Origin of the sequence: Kiloniella antarctica, from assembly GCF_042682825.1 — a bacterium.
GTDB lineage: Bacteria > Pseudomonadota > Alphaproteobacteria > Kiloniellales > Kiloniellaceae > Kiloniella > Kiloniella antarctica.
In genome coordinates this window covers 1078173-1100909 of record NZ_JBHUII010000004.1, presented here as the reverse complement: position 1 = coordinate 1100909, position 22737 = coordinate 1078173, and the positions used below count along the sequence as shown (strand labels likewise).

19 protein-coding genes are annotated in these 22737 nt (G+C 45.1%); 9 read left to right on the top strand and 10 right to left on the bottom strand.

What is annotated here, in order from left to right:
- Positions 1-51: 51 nt before the first annotated feature.
- Together ACFSKO_RS12125 and ACFSKO_RS12120 are read right to left on the bottom strand one after the other, a co-directional pair.
- Positions 52-690: an MlaC/ttg2D family ABC transporter substrate-binding protein gene (locus ACFSKO_RS12125; protein WP_380251879.1), complete on the bottom strand. Its 639-nt coding sequence runs from the start codon at positions 688-690 to the stop codon at positions 52-54.
- A 2-nt stretch (positions 691-692) separates the two neighbouring features.
- Positions 693-1553: an MlaA family lipoprotein gene (locus ACFSKO_RS12120; protein WP_380251877.1), complete on the bottom strand. Its 861-nt coding sequence runs from the start codon at positions 1551-1553 to the stop codon at positions 693-695.
- A gap of 428 nt (positions 1554-1981) precedes the next feature.
- Between ACFSKO_RS12120 and ACFSKO_RS12115 the strand changes: the two genes are divergently transcribed.
- The 4 genes from ACFSKO_RS12115 (at position 1982) to ACFSKO_RS12100 (ending at position 5155) form a co-directional block, all read left to right on the top strand.
- Positions 1982-2476 (top strand): thioesterase family protein, encoded by a 495-nt coding sequence (locus ACFSKO_RS12115; RefSeq protein ID WP_380251875.1) that lies wholly within the window; start codon positions 1982-1984, stop codon positions 2474-2476.
- A gap of 100 nt (positions 2477-2576) precedes the next feature.
- A complete protein-coding gene (locus tag ACFSKO_RS12110) occupies positions 2577-3086 on the top strand; it encodes a pentapeptide repeat-containing protein (RefSeq protein WP_380251873.1) in 510 nt (169 codons plus the stop codon).
- Positions 3087-3195: 109 nt separating this feature from the next.
- Entirely contained in the window at positions 3196-3378 is a 183-nt protein-coding gene (locus tag ACFSKO_RS12105) for a hypothetical protein (protein ID WP_380251871.1), read from the top strand.
- Complete coding sequence (locus tag ACFSKO_RS12100) at positions 3371-5155, top strand: chloride channel protein (RefSeq protein ID WP_380251869.1); 1785 nt, start codon at positions 3371-3373, stop codon at positions 5153-5155. Before ACFSKO_RS12105 ends, ACFSKO_RS12100 begins: the two co-directional genes overlap by 8 nt.
- Positions 5156-5245: 90 nt before the next feature.
- Here the strand turns inward: ACFSKO_RS12100 and ACFSKO_RS12095 are convergent, their stop codons facing one another.
- A complete protein-coding gene (locus ACFSKO_RS12095; protein WP_380251867.1) occupies positions 5246-5977 on the bottom strand; it encodes a class I SAM-dependent methyltransferase in 732 nt (243 codons plus the stop codon).
- A gap of 95 nt (positions 5978-6072) precedes the next feature.
- Positions 6073-7206, bottom strand: coding sequence for a succinylglutamate desuccinylase/aspartoacylase family protein (locus ACFSKO_RS12090; RefSeq protein ID WP_380251865.1), 1134 nt, complete (start codon positions 7204-7206; stop codon positions 6073-6075).
- Between the two features lie 129 nt (positions 7207-7335).
- On the opposite strand from ACFSKO_RS12090, the gene ACFSKO_RS12085 reads away from it, so the two are divergent.
- Together ACFSKO_RS12085 and ACFSKO_RS12080 are read left to right on the top strand one after the other, a co-directional pair.
- The gene (locus tag ACFSKO_RS12085; protein WP_380252271.1) at positions 7336-9609 is read left to right on the top strand and encodes an ATP-dependent helicase; all 2274 of its coding nucleotides are present in this window, start codon (positions 7336-7338) and stop codon (positions 9607-9609) included.
- The gene (locus ACFSKO_RS12080; RefSeq protein WP_380251863.1) at positions 9609-10487 is read left to right on the top strand and encodes a 50S ribosomal protein L11 methyltransferase; all 879 of its coding nucleotides are present in this window, start codon (positions 9609-9611) and stop codon (positions 10485-10487) included. The genes ACFSKO_RS12085 and ACFSKO_RS12080 overlap by 1 nt, the downstream gene beginning before the upstream one ends.
- A gap of 194 nt (positions 10488-10681) precedes the next feature.
- Here the strand turns inward: ACFSKO_RS12080 and ACFSKO_RS12075 are convergent, their stop codons facing one another.
- A complete protein-coding gene (locus ACFSKO_RS12075) occupies positions 10682-11059 on the bottom strand; it encodes a DUF1127 domain-containing protein (protein ID WP_380251861.1) in 378 nt (125 codons plus the stop codon).
- 265 nt (positions 11060-11324) lie between these two features.
- On the opposite strand from ACFSKO_RS12075, the gene ACFSKO_RS12070 reads away from it, so the two are divergent.
- Complete coding sequence (locus tag ACFSKO_RS12070) at positions 11325-13142, top strand: aminopeptidase P family protein (RefSeq protein ID WP_380251859.1); 1818 nt, start codon at positions 11325-11327, stop codon at positions 13140-13142.
- A 62-nt stretch (positions 13143-13204) separates the two neighbouring features.
- On the opposite strand, the gene ACFSKO_RS12065 is transcribed toward ACFSKO_RS12070, so the two are convergent.
- Entirely contained in the window at positions 13205-14110 is a 906-nt protein-coding gene (locus ACFSKO_RS12065) for a LysR substrate-binding domain-containing protein (RefSeq protein ID WP_380251857.1), read from the bottom strand.
- Positions 14111-14375: 265 nt separating this feature from the next.
- Here ACFSKO_RS12065 and ACFSKO_RS12060 point away from each other — a divergent pair, with 265 nt between their 5' ends.
- On the top strand, positions 14376-15206 hold the full coding sequence (locus ACFSKO_RS12060; RefSeq protein WP_380251855.1) for an alpha/beta fold hydrolase: 831 nt from the start codon (positions 14376-14378) through the stop codon (positions 15204-15206).
- A gap of 29 nt (positions 15207-15235) precedes the next feature.
- Here ACFSKO_RS12060 and yddG read toward each other — a convergent pair whose 3' ends face one another.
- The gene (gene yddG / locus ACFSKO_RS12055; RefSeq protein ID WP_380251853.1) at positions 15236-16168 is read right to left on the bottom strand and encodes an aromatic amino acid exporter YddG; all 933 of its coding nucleotides are present in this window, start codon (positions 16166-16168) and stop codon (positions 15236-15238) included.
- 89 nt (positions 16169-16257) lie between these two features.
- On the bottom strand, positions 16258-17037 hold the full coding sequence (locus tag ACFSKO_RS12050) for a helix-turn-helix transcriptional regulator (RefSeq protein ID WP_380251851.1): 780 nt from the start codon (positions 17035-17037) through the stop codon (positions 16258-16260).
- Positions 17038-17219: 182 nt separating this feature from the next.
- Between ACFSKO_RS12050 and ACFSKO_RS12045 the strand changes: the two genes are divergently transcribed.
- Positions 17220-17957 carry a substrate-binding periplasmic protein gene (locus ACFSKO_RS12045; RefSeq protein ID WP_380251849.1) on the top strand — a complete coding sequence of 246 codons (738 nt, stop codon included), beginning with the start codon at positions 17220-17222 and terminating at the stop codon, positions 17955-17957.
- Between the two features lie 97 nt (positions 17958-18054).
- Here the strand turns inward: ACFSKO_RS12045 and ACFSKO_RS12040 are convergent, their stop codons facing one another.
- Together ACFSKO_RS12040 and ligA are read right to left on the bottom strand one after the other, a co-directional pair.
- On the bottom strand, positions 18055-20310 hold the full coding sequence (locus ACFSKO_RS12040; protein ID WP_380251847.1) for a methyl-accepting chemotaxis protein: 2256 nt from the start codon (positions 20308-20310) through the stop codon (positions 18055-18057).
- A 316-nt stretch (positions 20311-20626) separates the two neighbouring features.
- Complete coding sequence (gene ligA / locus ACFSKO_RS12035) at positions 20627-22735, bottom strand: NAD-dependent DNA ligase LigA (RefSeq protein ID WP_380251845.1); 2109 nt, start codon at positions 22733-22735, stop codon at positions 20627-20629.
- Positions 22736-22737: the final 2 nt, after the last annotated feature.

The following is a 22737-nucleotide window of genomic DNA, read 5'->3' as shown; positions in this document are numbered from 1 at the left end:
ATATTCACTCCAAGGCTTTTTTATTACGTATTTTTCTAAGAAGCGACCGTACTAACTGCTTTTCTTTGGAACAAAATCGCCAGAGTTGATCTTCTGTCGAAGTTTCCCGTTTAGAGCTGATAGATCGCCGTCTAAGCTTTTAAGTGCTGAGGTGTAGTCTGATTTGTAGGTACTGCGCAGACTAATTCCTTCAGCTGCGATATCTGTAATTATAAAGCCAGTTTCTTCTTTGTTTTTTATCTGCCAGAGAACTTGGGCAGGTTCGCCACTCTCGGTTTTGATTTTACTGTAGACGATGTAAAAAGTTTTTTTCTTTACAACTTTTGTAATCTGAAAATCAGAACCGGCATATTGAGAGAAGGTCGGCAAGAAGCGTTGAACCATGATATCTTCAAAGATTGTCGTAAATTCGCTTCGGGGACCATCCTCGGCATTACGCCAGTATTTCCCAATAACAAATTTAGCTATGCCGCTTATGTCAAAATTTTCGTTAAGAAGTGTTCTGAATTGCTTCTCGCGTTCTTCTTCCGAAATACTTTCGTCTGCTAACTGAGAAACAGCTTTTTCTTGCAGGGCTTGAAGGAATAGACCTGCATCATCAGCTCTGGCAGATGTTGATATTGCCAGAGACAAAGCTGCCCCCACAAGGAGGGCAGTTGTATTCGATATAAGACGTGAAAACCGTTTCATTATCAATCCAGATCAGAGACCTGATCGTCATCTTCTGGGAAGATCTCGGTTAGGCCTGGGGCAAGGGTTGGGTCCGCGTCACCGTCGTTGATCTCGTTTACACGTTTTTGGTGATAGAGAGAGCGAACACGAGCATAAAAATCGATAGAATCTTTTTTAAGTTCATCGACCGCTTCAATATTGCGAGACCTTTTGTCAACACCGTCAGTTATCTTACGGGTAAGAAGAGTTTCAGTCTTGGCAATGTAAGTCAAAGGATCGAGCAGGGCGTCGCCAATAAGGCCAACACCATCGCGAAGATTTGAGGGGCCGAGAATTGGGAGGACAAGATAGGGACCTTCAGATACACCCCAAGTCCCCATTGTCTGGCCAAAATCTTCAGAATGATATTCATGACCAGCTTGGCCGGCAACATCCGCTAAACCACCAGCACCTGCAATGGTGTTAATGAGGAAACGTGCAAAAGTATTCTCGGCTTTTTCGATATCGCCTTGAAGCAAATCGTTTGCGAGAATAACAGGAGAATAACTGTTGCGGATAAAGTTTCGTACAGAATCACGTATAGGAGAAGGAATCAGGAAACGATACCCTTCTGCAACGGGCCGAAAAATGAGGGTGTCCGCAGCGTCGTTAAAAGCAAAAATGAAACGATTTACCGTTTCAATGGGATCGTTCCCAGCTTCATCGGCTACTGTCGCGCCTTCGGTTTGTGCCCACTGCTCGTCCTGGCTTGTAGAAGCCTCGTCCTGCAGAGTTGAATTTGGCTGGCTTGCACATCCTGTTACAAAAATTGCAACAGCGGCAAAAGCAGACAATCGTTTTATAAGTCCAGAATTAATCTCGGACAAAATACCTAACCCCACGACATTTCGCCTATCATTGTTTCTACATCAGTTTGGTTCAACAGATGTCCCCCTTTATGATCTACAAGTTATATATAACCCGATTTTAACCTGCAAACTTTAAGCGAACAGCTTCTTATTTTTTAGCCTATAATTTAGTTGAACTATACACACAAATATCCAAGTGTATCAACAGAGTTACAGACTTATTATGGTTGAGTATCACAGCCTTCCTTTTAAAACCAGTAATAAGAAGAAAAAAGTGATGCCGATAAAGTTATATGTTGCATTTTTGCATCACTGATCGTTGATATTAGGGCATCTTTATAAAAGATAGGTCTACGAATCCTGAATAATGTAATGTTTTCTTAATATTTATCACCTTGTAACACTACGTGCGGATTCTTCAGTAATCCGTGTAAATAGGTCACATCTCGAAAGTGTAGTTAATGAACATTCAACTTAAAGAAGTGAATCCTCTGGTCTCTTACCGAGGAAAAGTCCCATCAGATTGGTTGGACTATAACGGCCACATGAATGTGTCTTATTATATGAGGGTGTTTTGTGATGCGACGGACCAGTTCTTGGTTTTTTTTGGAGCTGACCCTGCTTATCGCGATCGTACCAAATGTTCGACCTTTGTTGTCGAAAACCATGTGAATTATATCCGGGAACTTCACCATAACTCTAGGATGCGGGTTGAAACCCGCTTATTGGGGTTTGATCATAAGAAGCTGAGTTATCACCACTCCCTTTACAATGACGACGAAGGTTATCTGGCTGCGACGTCTGAGTGGATCTCTGTTCATGTGGATCTAGAGAATAGATCTTCGTGCCCTATGGCGGAAGAGTTACTGGATAATTTGGAGAAAATTTTAGAATTACAACGCTCCTTACCCTTACCATTACATATCGGGCGGTCGGTTATGTCATGGGGAGATTAAATTGCTTTCTAAGTTATTTAACAGCAGACTTGGTCTGGGCGAGATATTAAATAACAAATTGAACATTGATTTACTTAAAGTTAAGGGCAATTTTCCTAACATGAAAACTATGAATAATATTCTCCAATTTTCCGCCTTGACCCTTGGTCTTTTTCTTGTTTCGTTCCCCGCGGCCGCAGCTTGTACTGACCCACCAGCCCAAGAAGTGAATTGGCAGCGATGTAATATGGATGGGCTTAACTTCGATGGAGTAGATCTCACATCGGGTCGTTTGCGTGATACAAGCTTCATTCGTGGCTCCATGAATAATGCAAATCTGCAAAATGTATCAGCTTTTAGAACCAAGTTTGTTAGTACTTCCCTTATTGAGACTAATTTTACTAAAGCCTCTCTTCCTGAAGCCGATTTTACCAAGGCGGACTTGACGGGAGTAAATTTTACAGAAGCAAACCTTGGGCGAGCGCGGTTGTATAAGGCGATGTTACGTGGCGCAAATTTAACTAAGGCAAAGTTAAAGGGGGCTGATCTTACAAAAGCAGATTTGTCCGGCGCAACGTGGGTGGATGGTAAGAAAATCTGCGCTGAAGGTTCTGTTGGTAGATGTAAATGAGTAGAATTGTAATAAATTACCCGCGAACGAAACTTTTTTTTGGAAGATATTTTCCAAGTGGCAATAAAAAATCTAAATATTAATAATTGGTCTAACAAATAGATCGCTCTTGAAACCTTCGAAACTGAAACAAGAAATTGTGCTAGATAACACGATCTTACAAGACACAGGCTTCCCAGAAGTTCACTTGCAAGAAAATGGCTCACGAGAAGTGCAGCCAGAATTGGACTTGCTGGAACGAGATCTACGAAAAGGAGGCCTCAACACTGAAGCTGGAGTGACGTATGTCTAGAGACAGTGGACGGCGGCAATCTTTAAAACTTCAAACCCAGCAATTCATTAAAAATGAGCAGGTGATTTTATCCGCCTTGGCCGTTATCCTCGGGGCTGCATCTGGGTTTGCTGCGGTTGGATTCCGTCACTTCATTGATTTTATTCAGAATCTTTTTTATGGTTTTCATGGTCCAAATATCACGGAAGGTTTTGCTCATCTTCCTTGGTGGCAAATCCTCATGGTGCCTGTTGTCGGCGGAGGAATTGTAGGAATTTTTATTCGTTATTTCCTTCCAGATGGAAGACCTCAGAGTGTGCCTCACGTTATTGAAGCAACGGCTCTAAAGGGGGGGCGAATGTCTTTGAAAACGGGCCTTCGTGTGGCTTTAGCCTCGGCATTTTCCTTGGGGGTTGGGGCATCTGTTGGTCGTGAAGGACCTGTCGTTCATCTTGGAGCCAGTATTGGCGCATGGCTTTCAAAACGATTACATCTTGGTTATTCACTTTTTCGAACATTGCTTGGGTGTGGCGTGGCTGCGGCGATTGCGACATCTTTTAACGCTCCTATCGCGGGAGTGTTTTTTGCTCTTGAAGTTGTCGTGGGGCATTACGCAATTTCTGCTTTTGCCCCTATTGTGATCGCTTCGGTGGTGGGGACGATTATCAGCCGTATTTATTATGGTGATTTCCCGGCGTTCATTTTACCTAATGCGATGTCACTTTCGTCGTTTTGGGAGTTTCCTGCTTTTGCCCTTTTGGGGATTGTTTCTGCTTTTGCTGCAATCGCCTTTATGTGGGCGGTGATTTTTGCCGAAGACAGTTTTACAAAACTTAAAGTTCCTTTTTGGGCAAAACCAATGATTGGTGGTCTGGCTTTGGGAACGATGGCGCTCGCCTTTCCCCATGTTATCGGCGTTGGTTATGAGGCGACCGATGCTGCATTGTCCGAGCTTTATCCTCTTTGGTTGTTGCTGGTATTAATTGTGCTTAAGACCATTGCGACAGCAATTTCGCTTGGTAGTGGGTTCTCTGGTGGCGTGTTTTCACCTTCTTTGTTTCTTGGGGCTATGGTTGGTGGAGCTTATGGAATTATTGTATCATCGATATTTCCTGAATTGTCTTCTGGAACCGGGGCCTACGCACTTATTGGTATGGGTGCTGTAGCGGGTGCTGTGCTTGGCGCACCGATCTCTACTATCTTGATGATTTTTGAGCTGACAAACGACTATGCGCTAACTATTGCCGTGATGATTGCAACTTCTTTATCATCGGTGATTACCCAGCAGGTTCATGGCAAGTCGTTCTTTATGTGGCAACTTGAAAGACGCGGTGTTCAAATCCGGGGGGGGCGAGAAGCAAGTCTCATGCGGACGATGACAATTAAGGGAATGGTTCACAGCGATGTCGCCACCATTACTCCCGATGCCGACCTAACAACGGTAAGGTGTGAAATCCGAAAAACCAAACTGGGATTACTGTTTGTTGTTGATGAAAACAGACGCCTGGAGGGATGTATTTCTTTTATGGATCTCGCCGACGGGCTTGATCTACAAGAAGAAAAAGGTGAAGACATTACTGCACTGGAAATAGCTCGAACCAAAGCCGTTCAACTGGAAGAAACCGCAAACATAGAGCAAGCCTTACAGGCTCATGGCGCAAGCGGAGAGGTCTATATTCCTGTCGTGAACAACACTGTTGAGGGAATTTTAAAAGGGGTTATTCACGAGCATGATGTGGCCTTGGCTTATAAAAAAGCCATGGAACAAGCCCGCGCAGAAGAACGTGGAGAGATCTAGAGTCAGATGGCCCTAGATATTTATCGTATCTATATAGAGAAGAGGTGGCGCGAAGAGGGGAAGGCATGTTGAACTCTTGCCCTCCGAAAATTATCGCTTTTGTGCCGAGACTAAGAGCATCATCGGCCGGTCTATCTCTTCCAACAATTCCGGATATTGAGATACTTGTTCTCGGGTCGGTGCCCATTCCTGAACATGCCGGATTTCAAACCCATTTGTAATGAGGGTGTTGAGCGTTGTGCCGAGCGTACGATGATGTTTGATAACACCTTTGGCAAACCAGTCGGTTTTTCTTTCCCCCTCTACTGAATAGTGGTTTAGGGGCCAGATCCTTTGACCCTCGTCGTCATTTGACCATGCGGGACTGGTTGGAGCCATGAATATCGGGTGTTCAATGGTGAAGGTAAATTGCGCACCAGGAACCAAAGCCTGAAATATTGTCGCAACGAGTTTATTGAAATCTTTGATGTAATGAAAAGCAAGTGAGCTGTAGGCGAAGTCGTATACGGTTTTAGGGAGTGCAAGTTGTTCCAGATCTGAGACTTCGTATTCTATTGCATCATCGTGAGTTTCTGACTTGGCGCGAGAAAGCATCTTTTCTGACAGGTCAAGCCCAAGGACGCTAGTGGCGCCATGCTCTTTGGCCCACCGGGAAAACCAACCGAACCCACAGCCTAGATCAAGAACCCGCTTATCTTTCAAGTCAGGGAGCTGCGCGCGAATAGCCGGCCATTCCGGTGCACCAGTAAGACCGTGTACAGAGCGAGGTAACTGACTGTAGCCAATAAAAAAATCAGGTTTGTCATAGATGTTCTGTGACATGGAGTGTCTCCCGGAAATACGGGGCATTAGCTTTGTACATTACCTTTTCAGGCGTGTGTATAAAAGCCAATGCCGTGTATATGATTCATGAAGGATTAGTCTTCGAGAAGATAACCCGCTTTGAGAGACTCTGTTCCTGCAATCTTTCCAACAACTGATCCGGGTTTTACAGCTTTGTGTTGGCGACGGGTAAAGAAAATACCATCAGTTCCAGCAAAAATCGGTATTCGGGCCTTAGTCGGGTCTTCAGCGGTTGGATCAATTAAAGTACCGACCTGATCTCCTTTTTTCACGATTGTGCCGAGATCCATACAATAAGTCACAAACCCCGCACCGGGCGATTGAATAATTTCGCAGGCATCGGTTCCTGTTGCATCACACAGAGCTTTAGGAAGGGGACCTGCGTCGCCCTCAATCAACCCACGTCGGATAAAGAATTTAAAAAGGGCATCACCGTCCTGAGCACCGATTTCATCTGATACATCGGGTCGACCATGATGTTCGACTGTCATTGACATCGTTGCTTGAGGGATAGGGTTGTTGGGATAAAGACGTCCAAGCTCAGCCCAGGGCCGGGTGTAGACTTCATCAAAGCTGCCGCCACCGGAATTTTCTGCCATCATAACGGCTGTTGCCCCAAAGTCGGCGGCAAAGTCCTGACAATCAGGCCAGTTAAGGTCTGATATGTAAAGATAAGGAAGGGAGTCATCATCACAATGGAGGTCGAATACAAAATCTGCTCTTGCAGCTTCACTTGCCAAAAGCTTGCGCAGGCTTTCAAACTCGGTAACGGGCGTTATTTCCGTAAGGGCTTGTTGCATCGCTTTACGAATAATGGCGACGTTTTCGTCTGCATCATTGGTTAAACGATCAGTAAGGCGGTCTTTGGTCATTTCTGTGAGGTCAAACCACCCGCGGTTAAAGTTGCCTTCTCCGCCGAGATGGACACGCCCCATTAATTGATCATCTTGAAATTGGTCGAGGCCGATCGGATTGGCGTAAGGTAAGACCACGATTTCGCCCTTGATGAGACCTTTTTTGTCCGCTTCTTCCAGTTGTTGAAGAAGGTGGTGAGTAGCTGCCATCGCGGGTGTCTCATCGGCATGAAGAGCAGCTTGTACATAGGCTTTTTTGCCTGAAGTATCGCTGCCATAGCGATGAATTGTTACAACCCGTTGCGTGCCTGGAGTTTCTGAAAGTAGCGCGTGGCGCTCAGTAATGCGTGGCATTGTTTATCCTGTTCGGAGTCTGTCTTGGAATCTTGAAAAATCTATTCCTATCATAAAGGTATGATTGTTTTCCAGATCTAGTCGTAAAAGAGGATGAGGTTCTTGGCTGGACGCGCTATAACCCCCCTTATGATGGACGAATCGCAAACTCAAATCGATGGGCAACCGCCCTATGTCGAAGGCCTGAACGAGTCTCAACTAGAGGCCGTGGAGGCTACAGATGGCCCTGTACTGGTACTTGCTGGTGCCGGAACTGGTAAAACCCGTGTTTTAACAACACGTCTGGCGCATATCCTTGCGACGGGTAAAGCTTTTCCAGGGCAGGTATTGGCTGTGACTTTTACAAATAAAGCCGCTCAGGAAATGAAGGAGAGGGTTGCTAAAATACTTAATCAACCCTCTGTAGAGAGATGGTGGCTCGGAACCTTTCATGCCATAGCGGTGAGAATGCTGCGTGCGCATGCTGAAAAAGTTGGCCTCGGTTCCGATTTTGCCATTATCGATACAGATGATCAGTTGCGGTTGGTTAAGCAGCTGCTGAAAGAGAACAATCTCGATGATAAGAAGTGGCCGCCGAAATCCGTACTTGGGGCCATTCAACGCTGGAAAGATCGAGGACAAACGCCTGATCATGTTTCAGCGAGTGAGGCAAAAGAATTTGCTGGCGGGCGAATACATGGGATCTACAAAAGTTACCAACAGCGGCTGAGGGAACTCAACGCCTGCGATTTTGGCGATTTACTCCTGCACACTTTGGTGATTTTCCAAACCCATGCTGATGTGCTTGCTGATTATCATCGGCGGTTCCATTATATTTTGGTCGATGAATATCAAGATACTAACGTCGCACAGTATCTTTGGTTGCGTCTCTTGGCTCAGGGGCATCAGAATGTTTGCTGTGTTGGGGACGATGACCAGTCTATCTATGGGTGGCGCGGCGCAGAGGTTGGAAACATTCTTCGCTTTGAGAAAGATTTTCCGGGCGCCAAAATTGTGCGTCTTGAACGCAATTATCGATCTACAGGCCGTATTCTTGCCGCAGCTTCTTCTGTTATCAGTCACAATGAGGGACGTTTAGGTAAAACCCTTTGGACTGATGATGATGATGGTGAGATGCTCCGGGTTCGTGGTTTGTGGGATGGTGAAGCTGAAGCAAGATTTGTCGGAGAAGAAGTCGAAAATCTGCAACGTAACGGACAAAAGCTTGATCAGGTGGCGGTTCTTGTGCGCACGGGAGCAATGACCCGTGAGTTCGAGGAACGTTTTCTCACTCTGGCGATACCTTATCGCGTTGTCGGTGGCGCTCGTTTTTATGAGCGTCTAGAGATCCGTGATGCCTTGGCCTACCTGCGTCTTGTTAATTCGGCGGATGACAGTTTGGCGTTTGAGCGCAGTATTGGTAAGCCAAAAAGAGGACTCGGCCCTGCTGCACTGGGGATTGTGCACAGTTATGCTCGGCAGGCTGAAATTTCCCTTTTTAAGGCTGCGCGGGAAATTGTTGAAACTGATGAACTTCGTCCTGCAGCACGAAAATCAATGGCAACCTTTGTTTCTCAGGTCGAGCGTTGGCAGGGCTTGAAAAATGATATGCCGCATTCTGAATTGGCCGACCTTGTCTTGGAAGAAAGCGGTTATCTGGAGTTTTGGCAAAATGATAAATCGGTAGAAGCCAAGGGCCGGGTCGAAAATTTACGTGAATTGATCAATGCCTTGGGCGAGTATGAAAGTCTGGCCGAGTTTCTTGAGCACGTCAGTCTTGTTATGGATACCAATAGCCAGACCGGACAGGATATGGTTTCCATTATGACGCTTCATGGCGCTAAAGGACTTGAGTTTGAAACGGTGTTCTTACCGGGTTGGGAAGAGGGTTTGTTCCCGAACCAGCGCGCGATGGATGAGCAGGGGCTCAAAGGACTGGAAGAGGAGCGTCGGCTGGCCTATGTCGGGCTAACGCGGGCAAGAAAGCGCGCGATTATTTCCTTTGCTGCCAACAGACGCATGCATGGCTCATGGGCCTCGGCGATACCTTCGCGATTTGTTGATGAACTTCCGCACGAACATATTGAGCGGGAAAGTGATCGCGGAATTTATTCTGCGCCGCTTGAGCCCTCTTATGGCGGCTTTGGTTCAAGCAAGTGGCAAGATAATGATCGTGGCAGTCCGGGTATGCAACGGGCACGAAGCTATTCTAGCGGGGAGTCTCAACTCGTCCGCAAAGCAGCGCAAAAAATTTCTGAAAGCAAGAGTGGCTTTAGTCGTGGAGAAAGAGTATTTCATCAAAAGTTTGGCTATGGTCTGGTCGCTTCCGTCGAAGGTGAGCGCCTCACGATTTCATTTGATAAAGCTGGCAGCAAAAAAGTGTTGAGTAACTTTGTTGTTCCAGCTGAACAGGCAGGTATGTAATGAGAGCAGATAATTCAGCAGTTTGGTGCATTTCCCTAAACATCGCCGAGGCGCAGCTTGCTGTCTATGAGCTTGCCCTTGAACCCTTGAACGGGGCGATCGTTGTTACAAACCCCGATGCTGCAGGCATGATTGAAACCAAGGTCTATGTTGATGGGCAACCGTCGCAAAAACAGATCGATGAGCTTCTTGCCAATACAGCAGAAATTCTTGGCGGGGTAACCCCGAAAGCATCAATCGAACAATTGCCGGATATCGACTGGGTTGCGGAAAGTCAAAAGGCACTGCCGCCGATTGTTGCGGGTAAATTTTTCGTCCACGGATCTCACGTCAAAGATACGCCTCCTGAAGGCTCCATTCCTCTTTTGATTGAAGCTAATGTTGCTTTTGGAACAGGGCAGCACGATACCACCAAAGGCTGTTTGATTGCTCTCACTGATCTGGCAGTTGAACGGAAGGTTGGTTCTGCGCTGGATATGGGATGTGGCTCTGGAATTCTTTCCATGGGGATAAAGATCCTCTGGGATTGTCCGGTTCTTGGGGTGGATATAGATGAAGACTCTGTTCGGGTTGCGCTGGAAAACGCAGACTTGAATAAAGTCTCTGGAATTACCGGAATTTGTGGTGATGGCTATGATGCTGCAGAAGTATCGAAAAGCGCGCCTTTCGATTTGATCGCAGCCAATATTTTGGCCGAACCACTTTGTATGATGGCGTCCGCTCTCGAAAAGAATTTAACAAAAGGCGGTGTAGCGGTGCTTTCTGGGCTATTGATCAAGCAGCAGGACCAAGTTGTTAAAGCGCATGAGGCCGTCGGCCTTAAGGTTATTCGTGAATTACACCTTGGTGAGTGGGCGACATTGGTTTTATCACGATAAGAGATAATTTTCTTGTGGTTATAAACAGCTGTATTTCGAAAGTTACATCTTTTGAAGTACGGCTGTTTTTTTGTTTTGAATCTCAAGGATCTTACGATTTTTTGATCAAAGATCAGGCAACAAAAAACGCGACGGAAATTCTATCGAAATTCCGTCGCGTTTTTAACAAGGCAGTGCTGCAAGCAAAAGGGGGATTAAGCTGCGCGGGCTGTCTTGCTGTTGTTTTCTACTTTGCTTGTTGGTTTATTCGAAACAAAATCTGAAGAAGAAAGGAAAGAGAAACCTGGTTCGAAAGTTTTTGCTTCTTTTTCAGCTGCTTCAACGTATAGGCTGTTTACCGTTGCTTCGATGCTACCGCGGCTGAGGCCAATGTCGCTAAGTTCACGATCATTGAGGTCCCAAAGTTGATTTACTGTTGCGCGGCGCTCCATGTAGTTTTTGAAGCTTTTAGTGATGCCAGCGATTGCAGTGTAAATGCGATAGGCTCTTGTGTAACGATGCGGGGCCACGGTAACGAGTACAGGCTGGTTAGCGATTTCGCTGGCCGCGAATACAAATTTATCTTCTCTCATGATCATATCTCCTAGATCAGTTTATTGCGGCCGCTATTGCTTGTATCTTGCCGCTGTGTTGTTGCAGTATATCTAGCGAAATAATTATTTTTCGGTAGCGGTGATTCTGCAACAGAGCCATGCATTTTGGGTATGATTTGAGGTTTTTTGTTATAACTAGTTGATATTTCACAATATAGTGTTATGCAAAACCATGTGTTGTTTCATGCTCGCTGCTTGAGTAATGTGCTGAAAATTAAATTGTATATTGTATAAGGAAGAAAAAATGCCTGAATCGGTGATTGACGGTCATGCTTCTCGACTTAATGCGCTGCGCGAACAGCTCAAGAAAGACGGGTTCGATGGGTTTGTGATTCCAAGAACCGATGAACACCAAGGAGAATACGTGCCGCCACAGGCTCAGCGGCTGGCATGGCTTAGCGGTTTTACAGGGTCAGCCGGTTTGGCCGTTACGCTTTTGGATCGAGCAGCCATCTTTGTCGATGGACGTTATACGATCCAAGTGCGGCAGGAAGTGGTTGAGGACCTGTTCGCCTATAAACATCTTATCGATGAGCCTGCTCATGAATGGTTGAGTGAGAATGTAAAGGCGGGGATGCGTATTGCTTATGACCCATGGCTTCAAAGTGAAAATCAAATAAACATACTTCGTAAAGGTGTTGAAAAGGCAGGGGGCGAACTGGTTGCTGTCGAAAGTAATCCAGCGGACGCGGTATGGCGAGATCAACCTGCGCGCCCTTGTACGAAGTCAATGCCTTATGATTTAAAGTATGCAGGAAAATCTTCTCGCGAAAAACGCGAAGAGATTGGCAAGCTGCTAGATGCCAGTGACGCCGATTGTGCAGTCTTGAGCTTGCCGGATTCTGTGGCCTGGTTGCTCAATGTACGTGGCGAAGATGTGGATCATACACCGTTAGTGTTGTCGTTTGCTGTCGTGCATGCCGACGGGTCTGTTCAATGGTTTGTTGATGGTGGAAAAGTTACCAGCGAGACACTTTCTGCACTAGATAATCAGGTTGAAGTAGCTGAACCGGACGCTCTTGAAAGTCGTCTGATTGCTTTTGCTCAAAAAGGCAAGTCTGTTTTGGTAGATCCTGCAACGTGCCCGGAACGTATTACTTCCTTGTTGGAAAAAAATGGTGCCAAGCTGGTGCGTGCCATGGACCCGGTGATGAAACCGAAAGCCCGGAAAAATGACACGGAGCTCAATGGCATTCGTGCGGCACATATTCGGGATGGTGCTGCAATGGTTCAATTCCTGAAATGGGTAACCGAAAATGCGATTGAGCGTGCCGGGACAGATAATCCTGTAACGGAAATGGAAGCTGCAGACAAACTGCGTTCATTCCGGGAAGACGTCCCCATGTTCAAGGATCTTTCTTTTGACACCATATCTGGAGCAGGACCCAATGGGGCGATGTGCCATTATAAGGTTTCGAATGAAAGCTCAATTTCCTTAAATATGAATGAGATCTTCTTGATCGATTCTGGTGGACAGTTTCTAGACGGAACAACAGATATTACGCGTACCATTATTATCGGATCTCCGACCGAAGAAATGAAGGATCGTTTCACACGGGTACTGATGGGCCATATATCACTAGCTATGGCAAAGTTCCCCAAAGGAACAAACGGAATGCAACTTGATAGTTTGGCAAGGCGTCCGTTGTGGGATGCTGGTTTGGATTTTGATCACGGCACGGGCCATGGTGTCGGATGCTTCCTTGGTGTACACGAGGGTCCACAGCGCATTGCAAAGGCGTCATCACCTGTAGCGTTAGAGCCTGGGATGTTTCTTTCCAATGAGCCTGGATATTATAAAGCGGGTGAATATGGTATTCGCATTGAAAACCTGATTATTGTACGTGATGCTGGAAAAATGATTGGCTTGGATATACCACTCTATGATTTTGAGACGGTTACACTGTGCCCAATTGATTTACGCCTTGTCGAGCCATCGATTATGAGTGCGAGCGAAATTAAATGGCTGAACGATTATCATGCTTGGGTACGAGAAGAACTAACACCTTTACTTGATGCGGAGCATCAGGCGTGGCTCCAAGCCGCAACAAAGTCAATTTAATTTAGAATCACATGTATCTGTCGTTAAGGCTCTGATGCTTGCCTTGATGACAGACTACACGTTTACTTCGGCTGTCTGGAGGATAGACAATCTAGCTGGTTCTGTGCCCGGATCCATTGAAGGAAAACATGTAGGTGATGAGGAGCCACTCCCTTTTTGTAAACCAGATGGTACCCAGTATCTTTGCCGCTACTTAAGCTAAATAACTCAATAAGTCGCCCGTCTTTTATGTCTTCGCTGACCCAGTTAGAGGGCAGCACGCCTATTCCTTGACCGCCGCGAATGGCGTCACGTGTGAGGTATCCTGACAGGTGTATCTTTGCATGGTGCTTTTTGAATGCAATGCCGTGATGTTCCAGCCAGTGGTTCCATTCTGAATGACGATCGTCAATGTCGCAAACCCAGGGGAGTTTGGTAATGTCCTGAGGCTCTTTTATGGTGACGTCTTTTAAAAGTTCTGGAGCGACGACAATAGAGGCATAACTGCCCATCAGTTTTTCCACTGTAAATCCAGGCCAATTTCCGTTTCCGTATCGGATGGCGAGATCATACTCTTGCCGACGCAGATCAACGACTTCGCTGTTGGCGTTGAGAAGGATCTCTATATCAGGGTGTTTTTGTCGAAAGTCCCAAAGTCTGGGCATCAACCAAAAATTTGTAAAGGTGGGGGTTAAGGTAATCCTTAAGGGGCGGTGCTCTGTGCTATTTTTCAGGTCATTTACAGCGTCATCAATAATATCAAAGCTCTTACTTAGTTCTATACCCAATTGTAAGCCAGCTTCGGTTGGCACAACGCCGCGGCCTTCCCGACGTGACAGTGTGATACCAAACCATTCTTCTAAACGCTTGATCTGCTGGGCGACTGCGGCATGGGTTACGTTCAATTCGTTTGCCGCGTGCGTAAGGTTGTTATGACGGACAACGGCTTCAAAGGCCCTCAAGCTGGAAAGGGAGGGGAAGTTACGCATTCTTATATGTAAGAAAAACTAACATTTATGAAATTTTCCTGAATTGATATGTAACAAGAATACCCTGATATTTAAGAGAGTAATATCTTGAAAGGATGTGAGCAATGTTAAATGTTTTGGGAAAAACTTACATATTGGCGGCAAGGATGGATGATACTCGTTGGTTTGAAAAACCAGACCAGAAAGCAGAGAAAGTTGTTTGCGCTGAGTCCTCATACTTTCTTTCGTTACATTCATGTTTGGGTTTTGTTAAAGGGCAGAGTAAGTGTTGCGCTTCTCAAACTCACGGATGTTAAAGCTTGATCAACGATTTGTTTTTGACGGTCAGACTGTTGCTTGGGGTGTTATGGGAGAAGGGGATCCCTTGGTTCTTATCCATGGGACACCCTTTTCATCTCAGGTCTGGCGACGGATTGCTCCGCTTCTTGCTAATCGGTGGCGCATTTATTTTTTCGACTTGATCGGTTATGGCCTATCAGAAAAGAAGACTGGCCAGAATGTTTCTCTTTCAGTGCAAAATGAACTCTTAGTTGCTTTATTACAGGAGTGGCAAATTTCGCACCCTACAGTACTTTGCCATGATTTTGGTGGGGCAACAGCTTTACGGGCTCATTATTTAAACGGTTTGGCGTATGCGAGCCTAACACTGATTGATCCTGTCGCTCTTTCGCCGTGGGGATCTTCCTTTGTTCAACATGTTCGCCAGTTTGAGGACGCTTTTGCAAAGGTTCCAGATTATATGCACGACGCTATGCTTAAGGCTTATTTACAAAGTGCTGCTTTCAAAGAACTCGATGGTGAAGCTCTTGAAATTTATATGAAGCCGTGGCAAGGAAAAATTGGTAAGCCTGCGTTCTATCGGCAAATAGCACAAATGGATGAAAAGTATACGGATGAAATTTCCGGTCGTTATGGGGCAATGGACTGTCCCGTGAAGCTTCTTTGGGGAGAAGAAGATAATTGGCTTCCACTTGCTCAAGGAAAAAAGCTGGCTGAGAGATTAACTGGTGGGAAGATCACACTTGTACCCGGCTCCGGGCATTTGATGCAGGAAGACCGCCCGGAGGCTATCGTTGCTGCTGTATTAGAAGGATAAATTATGACCTTTAGCGGCGAATTTTGTGCTCATTTATCGTGACGAATTTTGGTCGTATGTTGAGCGATTTTTTTAGACTTATGTGCCTTCAGTATTTTAATTGACGCTAAGAGTGCGCCACCAACGATAAGAAGGCAGGCTATCGCGATAGTCCAACTTGCCTCAGCCAGTCCAGTTGAGATCAGTACTAAAGTGCTTAGGAGTGGGGCGGCATAGGAAAGAGCTCCTAGCACTTGGATATCTCCGTGTTTGGTTCCGTAATCCCAAACAAAAAATGCCAAACCAACGGGGCCGAGGCCAAGGGCTATTATAGCAACTGATTGTATGAGGTTTGGCGTTACCCAGCTCTCGGTTATCAAATGACATATCAGTCCTAGTAAAGCTGTTGCACCACAAAATCCGGTTACGGCCTCGCTAGGCACATGGTTAAATTTTCGGTTAAGAACAGAATATCCAGACCAGATTAATGCACAAGTGATGGCTGCGAGATACCCAAAGGAATATTCTGGGTTCAGTGAAAAGGATTGTCCCTTGGTTACAATTAGAACCGCGCCGGCCAAGCCTAATAATGTTCCTGCAATGTGGAACCAATAAAGGCGTTCCCCAGGAAGCAAGGCTGAAAAAAATACGATTAACAGTGGCCAGAGGTATGCAATAAGGCTTGCCTCTACCGCGGGAGCGTTGTGGAGGGCGATAAAGTAGAAAAGATGATAGCCGAACAAACCGCCAACCGATATCAGCCAGATCAAAGGTCGTTGCTTTAATTTCAAGAGCTTGTCTTTTCCTTGGAGGGTTAATATTAACAATCCAGATAGAAAGGCAATGGCGAACGACGACATCAAAAGTTGAAAAGTCGGAATGCCTTTTGCCCATGTGGTAAAGAGCGCAAGGAGAGCCCATAGCAGTATGGCGATTCCCCCAATAAGGGTTGCGCGTATCTTTGTCGAGGAAGTGTCTGTCATGTTCATTAGCCCAAAGTTAATGGCTGCATTCTAATCACTTTGGCAGGAGTGTCTTGTCTGGGGTTCCTTTTGTTTATACTCAAATTCCGCTATTGATGATTTTGATAGATTTTCCGTTCTTTCCCCGGAGCCAAATCATAAAGCTTTCGATAGGCACGGTTGAAGCTGCTTTGGTCCGAGTAACCTACTTCTTGGGCGATGTGAGAAAGGGAAAGGTTACTGCCAAGTACCAGTTGTCGTGCGCGCTCCAGCTTTAGTCTCGTTTGAAAATTTTGTGGTGAAAATCCCAGGAAATTTTGAAATAAAGAATGGAGATGGCTGACGGATAAGCAGGCTGTCATCGCGATGTCCTTTGAGGAGAGGGACCGCGTGTGATTTTCTTTTATAAATTTTAAAGCAACTTGGAGTTTCTCTGGAAGCTGGTCTCCTACGACTGAAGCTTTATCAGCCAGAGCAAGTAGGAACAACTTGATCCCTTGCTCGCCAATAGAAGTGAGTCCGTGTTGTTCTAACTCTAGCGCAGTAAACCGACTTAAGTTCAATAAGCCTTCGTCGAGTGAAAACAATATCTGATTGTGCGCATGATCCCAAAGTGAGTTAAGCTCTGGCATGTAGCTGGCATCGGTAAAGTCAAAGTCGACTACGGTAAAGCTGTTGGGGTGTAATCCACGAAAAGCATGGGTGTCATTGGCCGTAATAATAGCGACTTGATCAATACTGGCTATTCCAGACGACTGTTCCGCTTCCAGCTCCAACTCTCCTTTGTGGGGGATTATCAGTTGGTGAAATGTACTGTGGCTGTGACTTTTGAAATCTTTATCGTAGCTTTTTATCTTTGCTTCCATGCTGCATTTTATCAGACTTGCCATGTAAGCCAAGCCGTGAACAGAAAGAAAAATTATACTTGTGGAGTAATTTTATTATTAAATAACAAAGACTTAATTTGAAGATAATTTTATTAAACACAAGTTAAAATAATTTTGATATAATCTGAAGTCTCTGCGATGACCTTGGGGTCAAAGAGAACGATTACTGTGAATTGGCGGTGTCTATGAAATTATGTGGATATGGAGCTGTATTTTATCTGCTGTTGAGCCTGTTCTTAGCGCCTGCATACTCCCAAACTATATATACGGAGAATTTTCCTCCTTATAATTATCAGGTTGATGGAAAATTACAGGGATTATCCAGTCAAATGATCCAGAAGATGGCCCATGAGATTGGTGTTGAGCCTTCTATTTCTTTTTTACCTTGGGCGAGAGCTTACAAGTATGCAAAGGAGAGAGAAAATAGTGGTATTTATTCTATAGTACGTATTCCTTCGAGGGAATCTGATTTTCACTGGGTTGGTCCTATCGAGACTGTAAATATGGGTATTTATACATCTGAACTCAGCGGAGATGAATACTTTGGAGAAAATGAAGAAAGGTTGGGTCAAGCCAAGATTGCGCCGAGTATCGGTGTGCAACGTGGAGGCGCAGCGGAAAAAATTCTCACCTCAATGGGATTCAAAAATCTAGATCATTCCGAAACAACGCGGAAAGCTATTTTGAGATTGATCAATCATAGATACGAATTATTGGCACTTGATGGAAACTATTTACAGTTCATATTAGAAGCCGAAAGTATTCCGCTGACTCGTATCAGAAGAGTTGCAGATATCGGCACGTTCGACTTATATCTTGCATTTTCAAGAAGCACTCCAATTGAAGTGGTTAAGAAATGGCAACAGGCACTGGACATCATAAGAAGTCGTTCTGCTAAAGAGAGCGATGACGTTATAAATTAATGTTATATACCGATGATTGCCCAGGACGTTTTAAGTTAAAAAGCATAGCCTCTTATCTTGAATAATAAACAAAATTGAGGCTATGCAGATGAGCGGATTATGCCACCGCGCGTTGACTTTGGTTCGTAGCCAGTTGTTTTTCTAAGAAGTTGTGAAGTTCTTCTTTTGAGCTATTAGTATGGCTAAATTCTATCAGAAGACCACTAGATGGTGTGCCTTCCATAATTTTGAAACTAATCTCTAATTCGAGACCTGTGATTTCAATGCTGTGGGCCGATTCAGGTAAATAGGCAAGGGGGCTGATTTTCGCTCCAATATCAGACAGATCAATTAATTCCACATTAAGTTTATTGGTGCCGATAATAAGAGAAGCTTCCCAAGGGCCGTGGTGCTTTGTGGTTTCCGCTTGATCTCCGACGGCCGACTGGCGCAATTTGGCGAGGACTTCTGCCATACGTTGTTCCAACTCGACAATATATTCAGAAGTCTCATTGGCATTTGTGACGACTTGGTCGGATATTTTACTTACTTGTTTGGTTTCGTTTGCAAGATGTTCCACTTCGGAAGAAGCTTCAGTGGTGTTTGTTGCTGTTTCTTGAACGTTTTGACTGATTTCCTTGGTTGCCAAATCTTGTTGTTCTACTGAATCAGCAATGGTTTGTGCGATATCATTGACTTCGGTAATGGTGCCTGCAATGGATCGGATAGCGGTTACAGCTTCCTCTGTTTCTGTACGAATAGCAGTAACTTGGCCACTGATTTCTTCGGTGGCTTTTGCTGTTTGTGTTGCGAGACTTTTAACTTCAGATGCGACAACAGCAAATCCTTTTCCTGCATCGCCTGCACGGGCAGCTTCGATGGTCGCATTGAGGGCCAGAAGGTTGGTCTGTTCTGCTATGTCCTGAATGAGGCTGACGACATTTCCGATTTTATCGGCAGCCAAAGCGAGGTCACTGATAGTTTTATCAGTACTTTTAGCTTCCCCGACAGCTTTAAGGGTGATGGAGTTTGATTGTTCCACCTGGCGGGTTATTTCTCCTATTGATGATGAAAGTTCTTCAGCAGCTGAGGCTACAGCTTGAACACGCTCGCTTGCTTTGAAGGTGCTTTGAGCCACCGAACTGGTTCTTCCCGATAGCTGTTGAACAACATTGCTCATATCCAAAGAAGCCTCTTTCATCGTTGATGATTTAAGGTTGGCGCCTTGGACTGCATCCTTAATTTCTCGATCAAGATCATCGGCAATAGATAAGAGCTCGTTTTTTAATGCATCAGCTTGTTCTTTCCTCTGCGCAGCATTTTCCGCACGGGATTTGACAATTTCAATTGAATTTTCTTTAAAGACCTGGACGGCTCGACTCATTTCACCCATCTCATCTTTTCTCTCGAGTCCAATAATTTCAATAGATTGATCACCTTTTGCGAGGCGTCTCATGGCTGTTATTATTTTCCCAAGCGGCACAGTGATGCTTCTTGTAATCAGCGTGCTTAAAAGAATCGAGCTAAGTAATAAAATGGATACAACAATGATGGTGATGAATTTCGTTTGATCACGAACAGTATTCAAATCCGTTTTTGCTTTTTCTAAACCGATCCCTGCAGTGTCAAAAAGAGTGATAAAATCTGGTTCCATTTGTTTGAATATGGAGCTTAGTATTTTAACTTCGGATTGAGTTTGCATAAAGGCTTGAGACCACAAAGTGAACTTTGTGACATAAGCCTCTAACAACTCAGTGATTTGTTTTTTTTGAGAGGCTGACAGGTTGGAAGTATCTAGGGTTTGAAGGAATTCTGTTTGTCTGGCGTTAATTCGTGTAACGTACTTTTCTTGTCCACGTAACATAAAGTCTTTTTCGTGCCGGCGCATCATCAGCATTTTTATGGTCAGTACTTCGAGATTGGCGCTTTTTAATTGTTCTTCAATCTGGTGAACCGCATTACGTAAATCACCTTTTAACCCGCTTTCTTCATCCAATCCCATGACCTTAGTGAGGTCGAAAACTTTTTGAAATTGACTGGCATGGACTTCGAGATTGCTTTGCAGTCGTTCGATTTCACCATGAAGGTTTTTAGCCATTTCTAACCCCGACAGCTCACCAAGTGCGGTTGATACATGTTGTTTTTCAGCTAGATAGAGAGCCGCATATTTAAGGTCATTACGGAGAAGGAAGTCTTTCTCTCGGCGACGCATTTGAAGGGTCCCGATCTCAATATTTTTTGTAAGCGTTGCTAGTTTCTCGTTTTCAGATTGATCATGAAAGGCTTCTCCAACCAGCTTGTCGCCAGAAAAAAAAGTCCCTCCCAAAATAAGTAGACTTAACACGGCTAAGCCAGCAATAAAGCTTATACGCATACTAATTTTTATACTTTTAAAAACACTGAAATTCAACATGACAGAACCATTCCTTAACAGGTGTGAGAGGTCAAATTGGCAGAAATGACCACGGTTTTGTCTCGACGCCTACAAACTGTATCTTTGGCAAAAGGCACATGATCTAGGTGTATATTACGAGCATTGGTAGTTTGAGGGGATAATTACTAAAAATACATTAAGTGAAATATATTTATCGTTATAGTTGTGATTTTTGTATGTTTTAAAGCTGTATCTTGCGTTGATAACATAGATACAGATCTCTTTTAGTTTGATAAAAAACGTTGGTGAAAAATAGTTAACTAACGAGCGTGTGCCATTCTTCTTCACTTAGAACGCTAACGCCAAGAGATTCCGCTTTCTTAAGTTTTGATCCGGCATCTGCTCCAGCAACAACAAAATCTGTTTTCTTGGAGACGGATCCTGCAACTTTGGCACCGAGGCTCTCGGCTTTAGACTTGGCCTCGTCTCTGGACATTGTTTGAAATTTACCCGTGAAGACGATTGTCTTTCCGGTAACAGGTGAATCATTTCTGGCCTGAAGCACAAACTCTTCGATTGTTAAGTGCTGTTTTAAAGCTGAAATAACTTCTTGGTTATGGGGTTCACCAAAGAAAGCAATAAGATCTCCTGCCATGGACGCGCCAATACCATCAATTGCAAGGAGTTCGGAGAGAGCGTCGCTTTCGGGGTCGTGTACGAGCTTTGTTATTTCTTCTATGTGCTCCAAAGTTGCATAGGTCTTAGCAAGAAGTTTGGCCGTTGCTTGGCCAATTTGAGGAATGCCAAGGGCGTATATAAAGCGGTCCAAGCTAATGGTTCGTTTTGCTTCAATGGCATTATATAGTTTTTCTACCGACTGTTTCCCCCAACCTGGCTGGTTACGCAAGGGTGTGAGGGTATTTTTATCTTTTTGTGAGAGAGTGAAAAGATCTGCGGGTGATTTGATCAGATCCTGCTCAAAGAAGAACTTGATTTGTTTGTCTCCCAAACCTTCGATATCAAAAGCATTTCGACTGACAAAATGTTTCAAGCGTTCTACTGCCTGGGCTGGGCATATCAACCCGCCTGTGCACCGGGTGACGACTTCGTCTTTTTCCTGAATGGCGAGGGAGCCGCACTCGGGGCAATGATCAGGGAAGGCAAAAGGAATGGAGCTTTCTGGACGTTTGTCGAGTAGAACTTCCACGACTTGAGGAATAACGTCGCCTGCACGTTGAATAACAATGCTGTCACCTTCGCGGACGTCTTTTCGTTCGATCTCGTCCCGATTATGAAGCGTGGCTCTTGAGACGACAACACCACCGACTGTAATTGGTTCAAGATTTGCGACAGGTGTCAGTGCGCCTGTGCGTCCAACTTGTATGGTGATTTCATTGAGGCGTGTTATGGCTTGCTCAGCGGGAAATTTGTGGGCAATGGCCCAGCGTGGTGCGCGGCTGACAAAGCCCAAACGTTCTTGCCAATCAAGGCGATTAACTTTGTAAACAATACCATCTATTTCATGCTCTAGATCGGGTCGGTCCATCATGATATTGCGATAGTAATCCAGAACCTCAGTCTGGGAGGTGCATAGCTCTCCTGGGTTAACAGGCAAGCCCCAGCTTTTGAAGCTGGCACGGACTTCGGTTAAACTTTTACCGAGAGGCTTAGAGACTTCGCCCCAAGCATAGGCATAAAAATCAAGAGGACGTGCGGCGGTGATGGATGGATCGAGTTGGCGTAGAGAACCTGCCGCGGCATTCCGTGGATTGGCAAAGAGTTTTCCGCCGATGGAAGTTTGATTGGTATTAAGTTCGCTAAAGCGATCGCGCCGCATATATACCTCACCCCGAACCTCGAGAACATCGGGATAGCCTGATCCTGAGAGATGGTGTGGTATGCAGGCGATGGTTTTTACATTCTCTGTTATCTTTTCGCCTACAGCGCCGTCACCACGGGTTGCTGCTTGAACCAAAACTCCTTTTTCGTAACGGATAGAGCATGATAGCCCATCGATTTTTGGCTCTGAAAAAATTTCAATGATTTCGTCCTTGCTCAGGCCGAGGAAGCGTCGAATACGTGCTAAAAATTCAGCAACGTCTCCGTCATCAAAGGCATTTCCTAGCGAAAGCATGGGGACGCTGTGGTTAACTTTACTAAACCCGGAAGAGGGGGGGGCGCCGACTTTGGAAGTTGGGCTGTCGTCTCGAACCAACTCGGGAAAATGCTTTTCTATCGCGGTATTGCGTCTGCGAAGAATGTCGTATTCTGCGTCCGTAATTTCGGGTTCGTCTTGCTGATAATAAAGCTTGTCGTGCTTGGAAATTTTTTTGGCTAGAGTTGCCAACTCTTGTGTAGCTTGTTCAGGCGTAAGCCCTTCTGTCTCTGGATCAAAGAGAGAGAATGTTTGGTTTTTGTCGTTCAAGG

Excerpts from the sequence above, each read along its gene's own strand:
- ACFSKO_RS12125 (WP_380251879.1), bottom strand. The coding sequence starts at position 690 with ATGAAACGGTTTTCACGTCTTATATCGAATACAACTGCCCTCCTTGTG.
- ACFSKO_RS12115 (WP_380251875.1), top strand. The coding sequence starts at position 1,982 with ATGAACATTCAACTTAAAGAAGTGAATCCTCTGGTCTCTTACCGAGGA.
- ACFSKO_RS12110 (WP_380251873.1), top strand. The coding sequence starts at position 2,577 with ATGAAAACTATGAATAATATTCTCCAATTTTCCGCCTTGACCCTTGGT.
- ACFSKO_RS12100 (WP_380251869.1), top strand. The coding sequence starts at position 3,371 with ATGTCTAGAGACAGTGGACGGCGGCAATCTTTAAAACTTCAAACCCAG.
- ACFSKO_RS12095 (WP_380251867.1), bottom strand. The coding sequence starts at position 5,977 with ATGTCACAGAACATCTATGACAAACCTGATTTTTTTATTGGCTACAGT.
- ACFSKO_RS12090 (WP_380251865.1), bottom strand. The coding sequence starts at position 7,206 with ATGCCACGCATTACTGAGCGCCACGCGCTACTTTCAGAAACTCCAGGC.
- ACFSKO_RS12085 (WP_380252271.1), top strand. The coding sequence starts at position 7,336 with ATGATGGACGAATCGCAAACTCAAATCGATGGGCAACCGCCCTATGTC.
- ACFSKO_RS12080 (WP_380251863.1), top strand. The coding sequence starts at position 9,609 with ATGAGAGCAGATAATTCAGCAGTTTGGTGCATTTCCCTAAACATCGCC.
- ACFSKO_RS12075 (WP_380251861.1), bottom strand. The coding sequence starts at position 11,059 with ATGAGAGAAGATAAATTTGTATTCGCGGCCAGCGAAATCGCTAACCAG.
- ACFSKO_RS12070 (WP_380251859.1), top strand. The coding sequence starts at position 11,325 with ATGCCTGAATCGGTGATTGACGGTCATGCTTCTCGACTTAATGCGCTG.
- ACFSKO_RS12065 (WP_380251857.1), bottom strand. The coding sequence starts at position 14,110 with ATGCGTAACTTCCCCTCCCTTTCCAGCTTGAGGGCCTTTGAAGCCGTT.
- yddG (WP_380251853.1), bottom strand. The coding sequence starts at position 16,168 with ATGACAGACACTTCCTCGACAAAGATACGCGCAACCCTTATTGGGGGA.
- ACFSKO_RS12050 (WP_380251851.1), bottom strand. The coding sequence starts at position 17,037 with ATGGCAAGTCTGATAAAATGCAGCATGGAAGCAAAGATAAAAAGCTAC.
- ACFSKO_RS12045 (WP_380251849.1), top strand. The coding sequence starts at position 17,220 with ATGAAATTATGTGGATATGGAGCTGTATTTTATCTGCTGTTGAGCCTG.
- ACFSKO_RS12040 (WP_380251847.1), bottom strand. The coding sequence starts at position 20,310 with ATGCGTATAAGCTTTATTGCTGGCTTAGCCGTGTTAAGTCTACTTATT.